Origin of the sequence: Acinetobacter sp. S54, assembly GCF_016624945.1 — a bacterium.
Classification (GTDB): Bacteria; Pseudomonadota; Gammaproteobacteria; order Pseudomonadales; family Moraxellaceae; genus Acinetobacter.
Window position 1 is genome coordinate 318,996 of record NZ_JACVUI010000003.1, and the last position, 16,439, is coordinate 335,434.

Consider the following 16,439-nt stretch of genomic DNA (forward strand, 5'->3'; position numbering starts at 1 on the left):
ATGTCAACTCAAGTTCAATCGCAACAACAGCTTAGTCAGCAACGTAGTGAAGCCATTAAAAGTTCATTTATAAAATTGCTTCCTCAACACATGCTGAAAAACCCAGTCATGGGTATTGTCTGGTTAGGTACGCTCATTACTGCGTTTAGTACAGTGGTAGGTTATATCGAATGGTTGTTTGGTAGTTTGGTCACTATTATCTTATTTATCACGGTTCTTTTTGCTAACTATGCTGAGGCTATTGCTGAGGCGAGAGGGCGAGGACAGGCTTCTTCATTACGTCAGGCACGGCAAAATTTGGTGGCACGTAAGCTGGATTCATTACAAAGCTGTACTGTACAAGAAATTGCTGCAACACAACTTCAAATCAATGACCTGATTGAGGTTCAGGCGGGTGAACTCATTCCTGCCGATGGGGAGATTATTGAAGGTTTTGCTACGATTAATGAAGCAGCGGTAACAGGCGAGTCTGCACCAGTATTACGTGAAGCTGGTACGGACCGTTCAGGTGTAATTGGCGGAACCAAAGTCCTGACCGATCGTATTGTTGTGCAAGTGACTGCAGACTCGGGTAATAGTTTTTTGGATCGAATGATCGCCCTAGTCGAAGGTTCAAATCGTCAGAAAACACCGAATGAAATTGCATTGGGCATTTTACTCATGGTGATGACCCTGACTTTTGTCATGGTGGTGCTTAGCTTGCCTTTTATCGCCAGTTATTTGCATATCAGTATCAGTCCCGTGGTATTGGTGGCATTGCTGGTATGTCTGATTCCAACTACGATTGGCGGTTTACTACCTGCTATTGGTATCGCAGGGATGAATCGGGCGCTGAAAGCTAATGTGTTGGCCAAATCGGGTAAGGCGGTTGAGGTCGCAGGTGATATTGATGTTTTACTTTTGGATAAAACAGGCACGATTACATATGGTGACCGTCAGGCGACCGCGTTTTATTCTTTAACTTCGGTTACTGAGGCTGATTTAAGAGCGGCAGCATGGGTTTGCTCTCTCGCGGATCCCACACCTGAAGGAAAATCGATTGTTAAATTGGCGAAAGAGCAAGGTTTGCAAGCGGATGAACCTGAACATGCTGAATTTATCGCGTTTAATGCTTCATCGCGTATTTCTGGGGTCAATCTGGAAAATGGTCAGCAAATCCGTAAAGGGGCGCTGGATGCTATTTTGAAATTTGTACACTATCCTCAGCCCGATGCCGAACTTATAACGCGCGTTGAGCAAGTAGCATCCAAAGGTGCAACTCCTCTGGTCGTTGCCAATCAGCATCATATTTTGGGCGTGATTGAACTATCTGATGTAATTAAACCTGGTATTAAAGAAAAGTTTGCACGTCTGCGTGAAATGGGCATTAAAACCATCATGGTCACGGGAGATAATCCATTGACTGCCGCAGCTATTGCAGCAGAAGCGGGTGTAGATGACTATATTGCTGAGGCTCGTCCTGAAGATAAGCTGGCTTGTATCCGCAAAGAACAACAAAATGGTCATTTGGTTGCAATGGTGGGTGATGGAACCAATGATGCTCCAGCTTTGGCACAAGCCGATATTGGTTTGGCGATGAATTCGGGTACTCAGGCAGCTAAAGAAGCGGGCAATATGGTAGATCTGGATTCTGATCCAACTAAATTATTGGCTGTGGTAGAAATTGGGAAACAACAATTAATTACCCGTGGGGCTTTAACTACTTTTTCACTGGCAAATGACGTTTCCAAATACTTTGCCATATTGCCTGCCTTGTTTGCAGTAACCATTCCACAAATGCAAAAACTGAATGTTATGCAGCTTTCCAGTCCTGATAATGCGATTCTGGCGGCCCTTATTTTCAATGCCATCATTATTCCCTTGCTGATTCCGATTGCCTTGCGTGGGGTGAAATTCAAGCCATCAACAGCAACTCAGTTATTACGCCGTAATATGTTGATTTATGGGGTGGGAGGCGTGATTTTGCCTTTTATTGCGATTAAAGCGATTGATCTTATTTTAGTTCATATTTTAGGTGGGTAAGGAGCAGAACATGAAATCGTCCGTACAACATATAGAGAATACTTCTGCAATGTTACGCCCAGCAATTAGTTTGAGTCTGATTAGCTTGTTGGGATTTGGTTTGCTCTACAGTAGTGTCGCTACAGGATTAGGTCAATTCATATTTCCTGAGCAGTCTCATGGTAGTTTGATTGTGAAAAATCAGGTGATTATGGGCTCTTCGCTGGTGGCACAAAATTTTCAGAATCCCCGTTATTTTATGTCTAGACCTTCAGCAGCGAATTATGATCCGATGGCAATGTCAGGCAGTAATCTTGCTATTACCAATCCCGATTTAAAGATAAAAATAGAACAACGTCTCATCGCTGTGGCCAAAGAAAATCACGTGGCTAAAAATCAGATTCCCAGTGACTTGGTTACAGCCTCAGGCAGTGGTATTGATCCAGATATTAGCCCAGAAGCTGCACAATTGCAGGTATCTCGCATTGCCCAGTTAAGACAACTCTCTGCCATACAGCTGACTGATTTGGTGCGACAACATACTGAATCAAAACAATTTGGCCTATTGGGACAAGCTCGTGTAAATGTACTTGAATTAAATCTGGCTTTGGATCAACTTAGTCGATAAGACCAACGGGATCGCAGTATTTAAATACAGGGATGTATTTTTGAGCAAAATATGAATATGACCACAGCACGTGAAGATCAGGCCTCAGCATTACTTAATCATGTGAACCGTTATCAGGCTGGACGATTGACGGTATTTTTGGGGGCAGCACCGGGTGTAGGTAAAACTTATGCCATGTTGAGCCGCGCGCAGGAACTGATACGACAAGGCATTGATATTAAAGTGGGTATTGTGGAAACACATGGACGTGCTGAAACGCTTGCTTTGACTGAAGGGCTGAATATATTGCCGCGTAAGCATATTCTTTATAAGGAGCAATATTTTGATGAAATGGATCTGGACGCCATATTAACCTTACGTCCAGCAATTATCTTGGTTGATGAACTTGCACATCGTAATATTCCCAATAGTCGTCATGAACGACGCTGGCAAGATGTCAATGAAATTTTAGATGCCGGTATTGATGTCTTTACCACCATGAATATTCAACATTTAGAGAGTTTGAATGATGTGGTATATCAGTTGACGGGTATTCGTGTATCGGAAACTGTGCCAGATCGGGTATTTGATCGGATTCGGGACATTCGCCTAATCGATTTACCAGTCAATGAATTGATTGAACGACTACAGCAAGGTAAAGTTTATTTACCTGATCAGGCCCAATCTGCTTTACAGCGCTTTTTTAGTGTTCAAAATCTGACGGCCTTACGTGAATTGGCCATGCAATTCGTTGCGGAACATGTCGATTTGGATCTGAGGGAAACTTACCTTGCCCAAGGAACAAGATCGATTCCATTAAAAAATGAGATGATGGTCGCGATTGATGGACGTGGCCAGTCTGAATATCTGGTCAGGGCAGCCAGCCGTTTTGCTGAAAAAAAAGCCATTTCATGGACAGTGGTTCATGTCGCCCAAAAACATTTTTATTTAGAACAGGGTAATTCTTCTATAGTACAAAAAGAAGTCGAACAGGCATTTCAATTGGCTCGACAACTGGGGGCGCGAACTGAGATTTTATATGGTATTAAAGTTGCTCAAACTTTGAATGACGCAATTCAAGAAAAAGCCATTTCTTCTATTATGTTGGGTTATACATTATCTACACGCCTGACGCATATTTTTAAAAAAGCGATCCATGCAATTTTATTGGAAAAAAATCAGCGTTTAGAATTAATTTTATTACCTTTAAATAATGCTTCGCAAAACAAACCCTCATTGCATGAGCTCAATCATTCTTTATTAAGTTTAAAAGAAACCTTTTTAATTCTGGCTGTTACGGTCATTAGTATCATACTGGCACGTATTGCGGAAGTTTATATAGGGGTGGATGATTTATCTATTATTTTTATAGTTGCTGTGTTACTTGTTGCCACCAAAACCCGAATGCTGGCTGCCGTGATCACGGCTTTACTTTTTTTCTTTGCTTATAATTTTTTCTTTATTGAACCGCGGTTTACCTTTCAGATTTCTGCACATCAGGGAGTAGTTACGGTCATTGCTTTTTTGGCCGCAGCATTAATTTCCAGTCGTCTCGCTTCTCGTTTACGCCAACAAGTTTTATCTTTACGTGCTGCCAATGCTTATAGTAGCCGAATGCAGGATGTGACAGCTCGATTATCCAGTGCCATGCATCTGGAGGATGTCATTCAAATTGCACAAAAAGCGTTTCAACAGCAGTTTAATTTTCCCGTCTGGATCATGATTGCGCAAGATATGTCAACCCATTCTAATCAGCAACTCACTGAAAAGGAAAAAATTGCAGCAGACTGGAGCCTAAAACATCAACAAGCTTGTGGTAAATATACCGATACCCTTAGTCAAATTGACTGGTGGTTTATTCCGCTTTTGGCACAGAAACAAAATTTGGGTGTGGTGGGGTTAAATTTGTCACACCAGCTTTCAAATTTAAATGTTGAACAAAAACGTTTGATCGAATCAATGGTGGAACAAATTGCTCAGTCCATTTTGCGGACTCAATTGGCAAATGAATTGGAACAGGCAAAAATCAGTAGTGAAACGGAGCGATTACGTTCCGCTTTACTTTCTTCGGTCTCTCACGATTTACGCTCACCTTTGGCCTCGATGATGGGTTCGGCGGATACCTTAAAAAATTATCATCAGGCCTTGTCTCAGGAGGATCAGGATACATTACTAGAGACCATACGTATGGAAGGTGAGCGATTAGATCGTTATATCCAAAATCTGCTAGATATGACCAGACTTGGACATGATGGGCTAAAATTAAATCGGGACTGGATTGGAGTGGATGAACTTATTGGTTCCGCTACGCAGCGACTGAAACGTTATATGCCTGAAATAAAAATTGATCTTCAGCAACCAGCGCAGTCGGTCAATTTATATGTGCATCCTGCCTTGATTGAACAAGCCATTTTCAATGTGCTGGAAAATGCCGCAAAATTTTCTCCGAAGGATCAGGCTATTCAGATTCGTACAAAAAAATGGGACGAACATACTGTTCAAATTGAAATAGAAGATCAGGGTGCTGGAATTCCTGAGGATGAACGAAATCGAATTTTTGACATGTTTTATACGATGGAGCGTGGAGATCGTGGGCGTTTTGGAACAGGTTTAGGACTAACAATTGTGAAGGCTATTATAGGGGCTCATATGGGAACTATTGATGCTACGACAGGTAGCCATCATCAAGGGACATTGATTAGAATGCGCTTACCGATTCATCCAGAACAAGTCTGAATAAGAAAATGAACAATACTGCACCTCATTCCCTTGAAACACGCATTGTCGTGATTGATGATGAACCGCAAATCCGAAAATTTCTGGATATTGCTTTACGAGCCCAAGGCTACAAAACGGTTCTGTGTGAAAATGGAATGAAAGGACTGGAAGTCCTAATGAGTCAAGGTGCTGAACTGGTAATTCTGGATTTGGGCTTACCTGATCTGGATGGTCGTGAGGTTTTGCTTGAATTAAGAACGTGGTCGAATGTCCCAGTGATAGTTCTATCCGTGCGTTCCGATGAGCAGGAAAAGGTTGCGTTATTAGATGCAGGTGCAAATGATTACATGACCAAGCCATTTAGTGTGCCTGAACTCATGGCTCGTATTCGAGTAATCTTACGCTCACAGGCAAAGAGTAGTACAAAGGATTACATTGATTTTGATGATGGAAATTTAAAAGTTGATCTAGCTCAACATCAGGTTTTTATGCAGGGAAATTTGATTAATCTAAGTCGTAAAGAGTTTCAATTATTGGCGTTATTGTTAAAGCATCAAGGTCAACTTATCACCCAGCCACAATTACTCAAAGAACTTTGGGGACCGACTCATCAGCAAGATACACATTATTTAAGGATATTAGTGGCAAAACTTCGTAGCAAACTGAATGATGATGCATTACAACCCAGATATATTGAGACAGTGGCTGGAGTTGGTCTAAGATTTATTTAGTTAATATTCTGGATTTTTGATGCGTTATGCCATAATGATTCTAGTTGTTTAATATATCTAATATTACCTTTAGTTTGGGCTAATGATGAAAATAATAAATTTATGCTGGGCTATTTTGCCAGTATTGCTTTCAAGTTGTGCAGCGATGACGCTAGATGAATGTAAAACTGCGAATTGGGCGGTTGTGGGTGAAAAAGATGGTTCAAATGGGCAAGAACGACGGTTAGATCAATATTATAAGGCCTGTTCAAAAGCTAATATTGTGCCTAATCAATCACAATACGAACAAGGCTATCGAAAGGGGCAAGGTTACTATTGCCAACCTGATTATATTTTTTATGAAGCTTTAAAAGGCAATGGCAACTATCAAGTCTGTCCAGTGGAAGCTCGTAGTAAATTAAGATCTTATTATGAGGTTGCGCATGATTATTATAATGCTGAAAATGAATATGAGCGTTATCAAGATAATTTTAAAGACTATACCCGTAAATCTTATGATGACAAGCTCAAGCCAGAAGATCGTGAGCGTTATCGTAAACTACTCAAAGACCTACAAAATGATTCAGATCGTATAAACCGTGATTATCGTGATGCAATTCGGGATCTGGAAAAATTCAAATATCAACATGGATTGAAATAACCCAAAGCCCTCAATGTTGAGGGCTTTTTTAGATTAAATGTAATAGCTGGTTTTGGTCATTAGTTTTGAAATTGCTGTCATGGTGATTTTCACAGGAAAAGGCAAATCAACGCCCCCTGCATGTAATGCTGTATCACGATGATGCAATTCATCTTCATTCATTTGTTCTAAAATACGCTTTGAACGTTGATCGTAAACTGGCAATTGATTTAAATGATCGATCAAGTGCGCACTGACCTGACGCTCAGTTTCTGCAACAAAACCCAGACTATATTTATCGCCAGCAATGCCAGCAATGGCCCCCATACCAAATGAAAGACTGTACCAGAGAGGATTAAGTAAACTTGGCACACTGTCTAATTCTTTTAAACGGTCTTCACACCAAGCCAAATGATCTTGTTCTTCAATAGCAGCTTGTTCCATTTCATGGCGTACATTGGGCAGTTTTGCAGTTAAAGCTTGTCCATGATAAAGCGCTTGAGCACAGACTTCACCACTATGATTGACTCGCATTAAACCTGCCACATGACGTGCATCACTGACTGTCAGTGGTGCATCAGACTGTTCAGCTGGATTACTGCGATGAGCGGCTGTTGCCCCAGGAACCAGACTTCTTAGTGCTTGATCAAAAGAGTTGATCAATCGGTCGATACCAGTATAGTGACGCATGGAATTAATCCTCCAGAGAATCCTGTGCTGAATTTAACATAGGCGGTAACTTACGAAGCAACCAAAATGAAAAAATAGCACTTAAGACAGCCGTAATGATAAAAAGAATTTTAATGTCAATTTTTAAAATACTTAAAATTAAAATTGAGAATACCGCTGATGACACCATGAATACAGCATTCAAAATATTGTTTGCAGCTACAACACGAGCACGATGGGAACGAGGTGAATAGGCTTGCATCATGGCATAAAGGGGGACAATATAAAATCCGCCACTAATACCTAAAAGTGTGACTGCAAGCATCACATGGTAATACACCCAACCGGAAGTAAACATTTCTGTTAATGAAAGTAGGGCACCTGTTTTTTCAGGAACAAAAGCCAAACTTGCTGCAAGATAGAATGCAAATAATGTCAGACCTACAGCTCCAATGGGAACCATTTTTATATTTAGTTCTGAACCTCCAATTTTACGGCAGAGTAATGAACCGGCACCAATTCCTACCGAGAAGAAAGTCAGAAGTAAACTCACAACATTTTCTGAAGCATGCAAATTTTGCTGGGTCAATTGCGGAATTTGAGTCAAGTAAGTCGCGCCATAAAACCAATACCATGAATTACCCAACAAGATGGTAAAAATTAAAGGGATGCTTTTGGCATATTGAATGGTTTGAAAGCTAGTTCTAAAGAAATTCCAATCAATTTGTAAATCAGGTTCAGCGATTTTTTGGGGAAGAATAAATCGACTACAAAAATAACCAATTACAGCAATACTGACAACAGTAATACTAATCCAAGTTAAATTGCCATCGGATGAAGAAATCACCGCGCCACCGAGAATCATGCCTAACAAAATCGCAATCGATGTCCCAGATTGAAATAAGGCATTGCCCGACATAAGTTCGTTGGGCTTTAAAATTTCAGGCAAAATTGCATATTTAATTGGACCAAAAAATGTGGAATGGATGCCCATAAGGAACAACGCGAACATGAGTAAAATCAGATGTCCTGTGATAAAACCAAGGGAGCCGATAAGCATGATGATAATTTCAAGAATTTTAATCGCACGAACTAAGTTGGCACGTTCATATTTATCTGCAATTTGTCCTGCAGTCGCAGAAAAAATGAAATAAGGCAAGATAAACAACAGAGCTGCCAGATTGTTTAACGTACTGATACTGGCCGATTGTTGGCTAATTAGACCATAGGTAATCACTAACAGAAGTGCTTGCTTATAGACATTGTCATTTAACGCGCCAAAAAATTGCGTTAAGAACATGGGTAAAAATCGACGCGATGTCATGAGATTGCTATCATTTTTCATTTTTTAAAACTTCATTGCGATTTATTAAGAAATGTGATCAATTTGTTAAAGCGCCTTGAAAATCATGTATGATATTTTAAGTGGCTGATCCGATGAAAAATCAATAGATTTCCATGTATTTATATACATTAAAGCTAATCCGATTAAAATAAGCTTAGAGTTTTACATGCTTGCAAATATTAAATTTAGACATACAACTCTTGCCCAATCTGTACGTTTTATCTTGAATGTGCATGATATTAACAAATTTATCTGTTCAAGCATGCTTTTGGGCTTATATATTTCGCCTGTGGTTCATGCTGAAAATACCCATGTAGAACCTATTTCTTCAAGTTTAAGTCAAAGTCTGCAATCAAAAACACAGGCTGCATTACAGCAAAATAATGTGGTCAGTTCAGCGGTTCAGACTGATGCAGTTGCATCTCAAAACCAAAATTCGGTTGATAACTCAGTCGTTAATACATCTCAGGTTAACTCTTCGCAGGATAGTCAGGCTTTATTACAACAACAAGAACAAGCGGGCAATAAAATTGATGCATTCAAACCCATCGAGTTTGAGGATCTTCAAGATTTACCCGATACACAAATTGATGCCAGTATGGCAAATGAAATATTTAAAGTCGCAGAAGACGCTAAACAAGAAGCTGCGGCTGCACGAAATGGTTCTTCAAAAACTGTAAATGCGGTTTCAACACCGACTGCACAGGAACTCGCGCAAATTAATCAGGCACCAGTTGACATTGATCATCTGATGCAACAAATTGAATCGGATAAACAAATTGTAGTGGATGCCAATGCGTCAGGCAGAACGCTGGATGAAGTGACAGCCGCTGAAACAGAGCAAGACGACGCTAAAGTGGGATTTTTTAGACGTATTCTTTATAAAATACGTCCATCACGTAATTTAAACACAGCAAAAGCAGATCCGCGTATCAGTGCAGAAGTTGTGGGCGCACCTGCCGATCTGGCGGCGAATATTAGTGCCAAACTGTCCAGTTACACGCAAGAAGCATTTGGTGATTTTAATGCAGCTTTACCTCAATTGCGTAGTTTAAGTAATCAAGCAGCTCAAGCCGTCGGATATTACAATGCCAAGTTTAATTTTGAAAAAGTAAGTGATAGTAAAGTCAAAGTCACAGTGACACCGAATAATCCAGTCAAGGTTGAAGAACAAAATATTGAATTTTCTGGTGCGGGTGGTGATACGCCACAATTTCAGGTTATTCGACTAGTACCCGATTTAGATGTTGGTGATATTTTAAATCATGGTAAATACGAACAAACTAAAAGTCGTATTGTTGAAGCTGCTTCGGATAATGGATATTTTGACGCATATTGGCGTTTGCACGATGTTAAAGTTAAACAACCGGAAGATACCGCTGCCATCAATTTAAAATATGAAACCGGTGAGCGTTATAAGTTAGGCAATGTCGAATTTAGAATGAGTGATCCTTCTAAAAAACTACCGTTAAAAATGGAAGTGCTTAAAAGCATGACGCCTTGGAAAGATGGTGACGATTATGCCTTCTGGCGTGTAAATACCCTTGCAAATAATTTGACCAATTCACGTTATTTTAACTACACATTGGTAGATACCATAAAACCGGATCCGATTGAAAAACCACTTGAATTACCGCCAGATTTACAAGAACTTGTTGATCAGCAAAAACTTGAAGAAGAACAAGTCGCTTCGATACAAAAAGCAGATACAAAGTCGGGTCAGGAAGTCACTCAGGACGTAGCCGATGAAACTCAGTTTGCAGGCATGAAGTTGACTGACGAACAAAATGAGAAACTCCATGTTGCACGGGAGCAACTGGAACAACGTGCTTCTGAAAATGAACAATTGCAAGCTCAAGCACGGGAAGAAAAGAAAGTTCCTGTGATTGTGACCTTAAATGCAGACCGTTTAAATAGTGTGGAAACGGGTATTGGTTATGGTACAGATACAGAATTCCGTATCCGTACTCAATATCGCCGTGCCATTGTTAATAGTTTAGGCCATTCTTTTGATGCCAACCTTGAGTTATCTAAAATTCGTCAATCATTGGATGGTCGCTATAGCATTCCGTATAAAGACCCTATTAATGATTATATTAATATTGTTGGGGGTTATGAGCGTGAAGACCGTGATGATATTGGCCCAGATGTTAGTCTAGAAACTGAGTCCGCAGTGTTTGGTGCAGAACGCATCATTAAAAATCCTTTAGGTGGCTGGCAACACAGTTTTGGCTTTCGCTATCGTCTGGATCGTCTAACTCAGCATGGTGTTGTTGATAATGATGAAATTCCAGATGCATTTAAAGTTCCTGGTTCAGATGCAGAACAGGAAGCTTTGTTATTTGGCTACGAGCTTTCAAAAACAAACAGTAATAGCAGCGTGAACCCAACACGTGGTTTTAAACAAAGCTACAAAGTTGAATTGGGTAGCGAATCATTATTATCCGATGCCAATATGGCGATTTTAACCGCAGGCTGGCGTTTTATTTATTCATTGGGTGAAAATGATGATCATCAATTAGTTGGGCGATCAGATTTAAGTTATATCTTTACTGATGATTTTGATAAAGTTCCTTATAACCTTAGATTCTTTGCGGGTGGAGATCAAACGATTCGTGGTTTTGATTATAAAAGTTTATCACCTGAGGAATATGGCTATAAAGTCGGTGGGCAGGCATTGGCTGTAGGTTCACTAGAATATAACTATCAATTTAAGGATGGCTGGCGCGCAGCAGTATTTTCAGACTTTGGTAATGCGTATGACGAAAAATTTAAGAATGATACAGCTTATAGTATAGGCGTGGGGATTCGCTGGAAATCACCGATTGGCCCAATTCGACTGGATGTTGCGTCAGGAATTTCTGATGATAATCATCCAATTCGATTACATTTCTTTATCGGTTCACAACTTTAAAATAAATTTGATTCAGGATTATTATGGCTGACGTAGAACAACCGGCTACTCCTACACCTCCTAAAAAACGTCGCATTCTTCGAAATGTATTATTGACGTTATTGATTGTTATTGTCTTTTTAGTGGCTGCTTTAGGGGTTATGTTTACAACAGATCGGGGCAGTAAATTTCTGCTTGATCGAGTGATGGAACGTCAGCATATCCTGAGTTATGAATATGAGGGAGGCAACCTTTTACAAGGAATTATTCTAAAAAATATTTGGGTTAAACTCAAAGACCTAGATGTCAAAATTGATAAAGCGGATGTTTCACTGGGTTGGAGAGCAGTTCTTAGCAAAGAGATTCATTTAAGTCGTGCAGATGTTCGTAATTTACAAATCATTAGTCATGCTCCTCCAAGTAACGAGCCTTTTAAATTTAGTGAAATTAAATTGCCATTTGTATTGCGTTTGAATGAGGCAGAAATTGATCATTTATCAATTCAAACAGTGAAATCCAAAGTTGATTTTCATGATATTTATCTTGAGGATGCAGTTTGGTCGGGGACAGAGTTAAAGTTTGAAAATTCCCGTATGAATATGGGTTATCTCGCCTTAGATAAAGCGACTGGGCAAATGACATTCAGCGGTAAATATCCACTTAATGCTCATGCAGATTTAAAAATACCATCCTTAAAAAGTTTGAACATTGATACTATTAAGATTGCTGCGCGTGGAAGTTTAGATACCATTCAAGCAGGCGTGGCAACCAACACACCAGATTTGTTGACCGGTTGGGCGGTTGTGCATCCAGTCCGTGATGGTGTACCTATGTTTGGTCAGCTCAATTTTAAGAATTATCACTGGCCATTATTGACTGAACAAAAGTTATTTTCTAAAGATGGAATGGCCAAATTTAAAGGAAATGTGGAAAAACTCGACCTTGAACTAGCAACGGATTTAAAGGGAGAAAATATTCCACAAGGCCAATATACGTCTTTAATGTCTACAGACTTGGTAAATGGACTGGATATTCATGACTTTAATGGTCAGCTTATGCAGGGTTTTGTGACACTTGCTGGACACGTAGGTTGGCATGATCATGTCACATGGGATGTCAAAGGTCGTCTCAATCATCTTAATCCTAAAGATAAAGTGATACCGCAGGCAGTTGTAGATTTTCTACCGCCGTCACTAGATGCAAATCTTGCATCCGAAGGTTCTCTTGAAAAAGGGATGGCACTTACTGCAAACCTTGATTTTGACAAATACGAATCATGGTCCGTTAAACTCGCTCAAACTCAAGCAACACCACAACAAAAAACTCAACCCATGTTATTAGATGTTTCATGGAAAAATATTGACCGTGCCATGCCTTATATTGGCTGGCTGGATAGTGATGCAGGTCAGGTCAATTTAGCATTGGTTGAAGGTAAGCAAGATATTCATGTTGCTACTAATATACGAACCCACGAACAGGCAACATTGCCTGCGGGTAAATACGATGCAAGACTGGACTTAAAAGATAATATTTTGAATGTTCCTGCATTCACTTATCAGGCTCTTCAAAAAGGAAGTCTGAGTGGGCAGGCCAAAGTTGAATTGCCATCTGAAAAGCGCCAACTAAAATGGAACGCCATTTTAAATGCTAAAGATTTTAACCCTCAAACCATTGCAACCGCTGCGCCTGTCAATTTGCTTAATGGTCAAATTAAAGCAAACGGCTATGCAAAGCCAAATCAACAGATTATTCAGTTTGATGCGATTTCTCTAAAAGGCAGAATGGCAAATTCGGCTCAAAATGAAATGATTGAGCTGACTGGGAAAAGCACCGCTGCAATAGTCTTTAATGATGAAAAATCAGGCGGTGGTTTTAAAGGTTTTGCTGTTCGCTATGATGGAGGGCTGAATGCTTTCAATCAAGGTAAAGGGTTATTAAAGTTCAATATTTCAGGAACGCCAGATTTTATTAAAATTGCTGAATTACAGCATAATGGCGTTGCAGGTAGAATCTTTGCCTCAGGTTCAGTTAACCTGAAAAATGCGATAGGCTGGAATATCAATACGTCATTGGTGCGTTTTAAACCTCAGTATTTTGTTTCTAGTTTAAAAGGTGAGCTTTCAGGTAATCTTAAAACTCAGGGGCTGTGGGCTGAAAACTCAAAACGTATCAATATTGAAAAACTCAATATAGCGGGCTTTTTGAATAATAAGATTGTTCGTGGGATGGGCAATCTATCGATGGTACTGAACTCAAATCAAAAAGGTTTCTTGCCTCAGCAATTTGAAGCAAATAACCTATTTTTGGCTTATGGTAAAAATCAGGTTCAGGCTTCTGGCAATGCACAAAACTTACGTTTAAAAGTAAATGCACCTGCTATGTATGAACTTTATCCGGGATTACGTGGTCGTACGTATGGGTATTTGAATGTACAGGCTCAACCGCGCTTAAAAGCTACGGCAAATCTCGTAGTTGATAACTTTGGTTTTGGTGATATTAGTGTCAAAAAAATACAGGTATTGGGAGAACTACCAACTTCAGAAACCACACCAACTTCGCTGAAAGCAACACTGGATGATTTACGTAGTGGAGGACGCCAGATCCAATACGCAGGTATTACTTTATCTGGGACACGTAAAGCTCATTTGGTTCAGTTACAGGGTTGGAACTATTATTCCAAGTTTTACGTGCAACTAGCGGGCGGCTTTAACCAAAATAATGATTGGTTAGGACAAATTCAGCAAGGTATTTTTGATTCACGTCGCGCAGTTTTAAAACAACAGCAAAATGCTGCTGTGATTTATACGCGGGCAAGTCAGGAGCTATTTGTTGGGCAGCATTGCTGGTCGAGCCAAAATAGTCAGCTTTGTCTGGATCAACCTTTACGTGTGAGCCAAGCACGCGGCAATGTTTCTGTAGTGACTCGTGATCTCGATTTAAATGACTTCAGTGCCTTTATGCCAGAAGGTTTAGCCATTACTGGTAAACTTAATGGTTATGCGAAAGCATCTTGGGCTAATGGTACGCAACCAAAACTCGATGCACAATTGATCACTCAAAATGGGGAAATTGGATTGGCTGCTGCCGATCCACAGGATCCTGCATCGACCTTAAGTTATGATCAACTTAGTGTAATTGCAAAAAGTGTAAGTCAGGGCTTACTGCTACGTCTGGATGTTAAAACACCTGCAATTGGTACAGGTTATGCCAAAGTCATTATTAACCCCTACCAAACGCCGATGCCAATGAATGGTGAAGTTGCTTTCAACAATGTTCAACTAAAAGTGCTTAAACCATTTATTAGTGATGTACGTTCAATGGATGGAACTTTGGCACTGGCAGGCAAAATTAATGGAACATTAACTCAACCGCAAATTACGGGTGATTTACGCTTGAAGAATGGCTCGATTAGCATGATGTCATTGCCTGTTAATCTGACTAATATCCAGTTGTATTCCTCAATTAGACAGGACAATGCAACCATCAAAGGCGCCTTTAATAGTGGTCGTGGTGTGGGAGAGTTAACAGGAAGTGTGGACTGGAAAAATGATCCTCGTATTCAGCTTAATTTGAAAGGTGATAATTTATTAATTCGTCAGGCGCCACTGATCACTGCCATCGTTAATCCAGATGTGTCGATGGAGGCTTATCCATTCAGTAAGCGGTTAGTGGTGAATGGAAAACTGGACATTCCACGTGCTTTGATTTCGATGCCTGAAGCCAGTGAACCTGTTGTGGCAGTTTCTTCAGATGTACGTGTGGTACGAGATGGACAGGACCAGCTTGCGATTTTAAAAGCAGCAAAACCATGGGATATCCGAGCAGATGTCTCGGTTAATATTGGTAGTGACCGAGTTATCTTTCAGGGATTCAATAGCCGTATTCCGCTCGTAGGACGTCTAAATTTATCACAGCGTGGTCTTGAAACAGCTATGCGTGCCAGTGGCGCAATTGGGGTTAGCCAGAAAGTTAAGATTGAAGCATATGGACAAAGCTTGGATTTAAATCGGGCGATTGCTCGTTTTAATGGACCGATTTCTAATCCAACACTAGATGTCGATGCCAACAAGTCCGTGCAAGGTAGTACGGTAGGTGTGCGGGTAACGGGTACGGCTTCTGTACCTAATATTCAAATTTATAATGATGCCGGTTTATCCGAACAAGAAGCACTAAATGCATTGGTGACAGGCCGTATAAATGAAGGAAGTAGTGGATTGAGTAACACGGCTGGTTTTAAATCAGACGTAAACAATACCATTGCCGCAGCAGGAATCAGTATGGGCTTGGGTGGAACACGTGCATTGACTAATCAAATTGGCCGAACCTTTGGGTTGAGTGGCTTGGCATTGGACGCGCAAGGTACAGGTGATGATACCCAAGTGAGTCTAACGGGATATATTACGCCAGACCTATTTATCCGATACGGAGTGGGCGTATTTACACCTGTAAATAAATTAACCCTACGCTATCAGATGAATAAACGAATGTATCTAGAGGCCAGCCAGTCTTTGGAACGAGCTGTTGACGTATTTTATAATTGGCGTTTTTAAAGATACAGAGCCGCTTTTCGAAGCGGCTTTTCTATCTAGATCATAGTAAAACTGATTGTGCAAAATACAAAAAAAGCCTCATGAAATGATAAGAAAAAAAGAAGAGAAATCACAATAATATTAAATATTGAATACGCGGTTATGACGTATTGATGAATTACTTTGCAGATATAGACGGGGTAAAATGATGACCATATTTTATTGTTTGGTAAAAAAATCAGTTCATCAAGATCAAGTGCATTTTGTTGCAATCGATTTTATATATCAAAATAATGAATTTCCCTTTTTTAAATCTTTTACGACACA

At 40.1% G+C, this 16,439-nt stretch carries 9 protein-coding genes; 7 read left to right on the forward strand and 2 right to left on the reverse strand.

Annotated elements, in window-relative coordinates; all coding sequences use genetic code 11:
- From kdpB to IAE20_RS07165, 5 genes are all read left to right on the forward strand, one after another.
- Nucleotides 1-2,022, forward strand: coding sequence for a potassium-transporting ATPase subunit KdpB (kdpB, locus tag IAE20_RS07145; protein ID WP_200481937.1), 2,022 nt, complete (start codon nt 1-3; stop codon nt 2,020-2,022).
- A gap of 10 nt (nt 2,023-2,032) precedes the next feature.
- Entirely contained in the window at nt 2,033-2,629 is a 597-nt protein-coding gene (gene kdpC / locus IAE20_RS07150; protein ID WP_200481936.1) for a potassium-transporting ATPase subunit KdpC, read from the forward strand.
- Between the two features lie 57 nt (nt 2,630-2,686).
- Nucleotides 2,687-5,344: a sensor histidine kinase gene (locus IAE20_RS07155; protein ID WP_200481950.1), complete on the forward strand. Its 2,658-nt coding sequence runs from the start codon at nt 2,687-2,689 to the stop codon at nt 5,342-5,344.
- Between the two features lie 8 nt (nt 5,345-5,352).
- Nucleotides 5,353-6,057, forward strand: a complete 705-nt coding sequence (locus IAE20_RS07160; protein WP_200481935.1) for a response regulator — start codon at nt 5,353-5,355, stop codon at nt 6,055-6,057.
- An 82-nt stretch (nt 6,058-6,139) separates the two neighbouring features.
- Nucleotides 6,140-6,697: a DUF2799 domain-containing protein gene (locus IAE20_RS07165; RefSeq protein WP_200481934.1), complete on the forward strand. Its 558-nt coding sequence runs from the start codon at nt 6,140-6,142 to the stop codon at nt 6,695-6,697.
- A 33-nt stretch (nt 6,698-6,730) separates the two neighbouring features.
- Here IAE20_RS07165 and coq7 read toward each other — a convergent pair whose 3' ends face one another.
- Both coq7 and IAE20_RS07175 read right to left on the reverse strand, forming a co-directional pair.
- A complete protein-coding gene (gene coq7, locus IAE20_RS07170) occupies nt 6,731-7,366 on the reverse strand; it encodes a 2-polyprenyl-3-methyl-6-methoxy-1,4-benzoquinone monooxygenase (RefSeq protein WP_200460134.1) in 636 nt (211 codons plus the stop codon).
- Between the two features lie 4 nt (nt 7,367-7,370).
- The gene (locus tag IAE20_RS07175; RefSeq protein ID WP_200460135.1) at nt 7,371-8,690 is read right to left on the reverse strand and encodes an MFS transporter; all 1,320 of its coding nucleotides are present in this window, start codon (nt 8,688-8,690) and stop codon (nt 7,371-7,373) included.
- A gap of 166 nt (nt 8,691-8,856) precedes the next feature.
- Between IAE20_RS07175 and IAE20_RS07180 the strand changes: the two genes are divergently transcribed.
- Nucleotides 8,857-11,604, forward strand: coding sequence for an autotransporter assembly complex protein TamA (locus IAE20_RS07180; protein WP_200460136.1), 2,748 nt, complete (start codon nt 8,857-8,859; stop codon nt 11,602-11,604).
- Nucleotides 11,605-11,627: 23 nt separating this feature from the next.
- Nucleotides 11,628-16,133: a translocation/assembly module TamB domain-containing protein gene (locus tag IAE20_RS07185; RefSeq protein ID WP_200481933.1), complete on the forward strand. Its 4,506-nt coding sequence runs from the start codon at nt 11,628-11,630 to the stop codon at nt 16,131-16,133.
- Nucleotides 16,134-16,439: the final 306 nt, after the last annotated feature.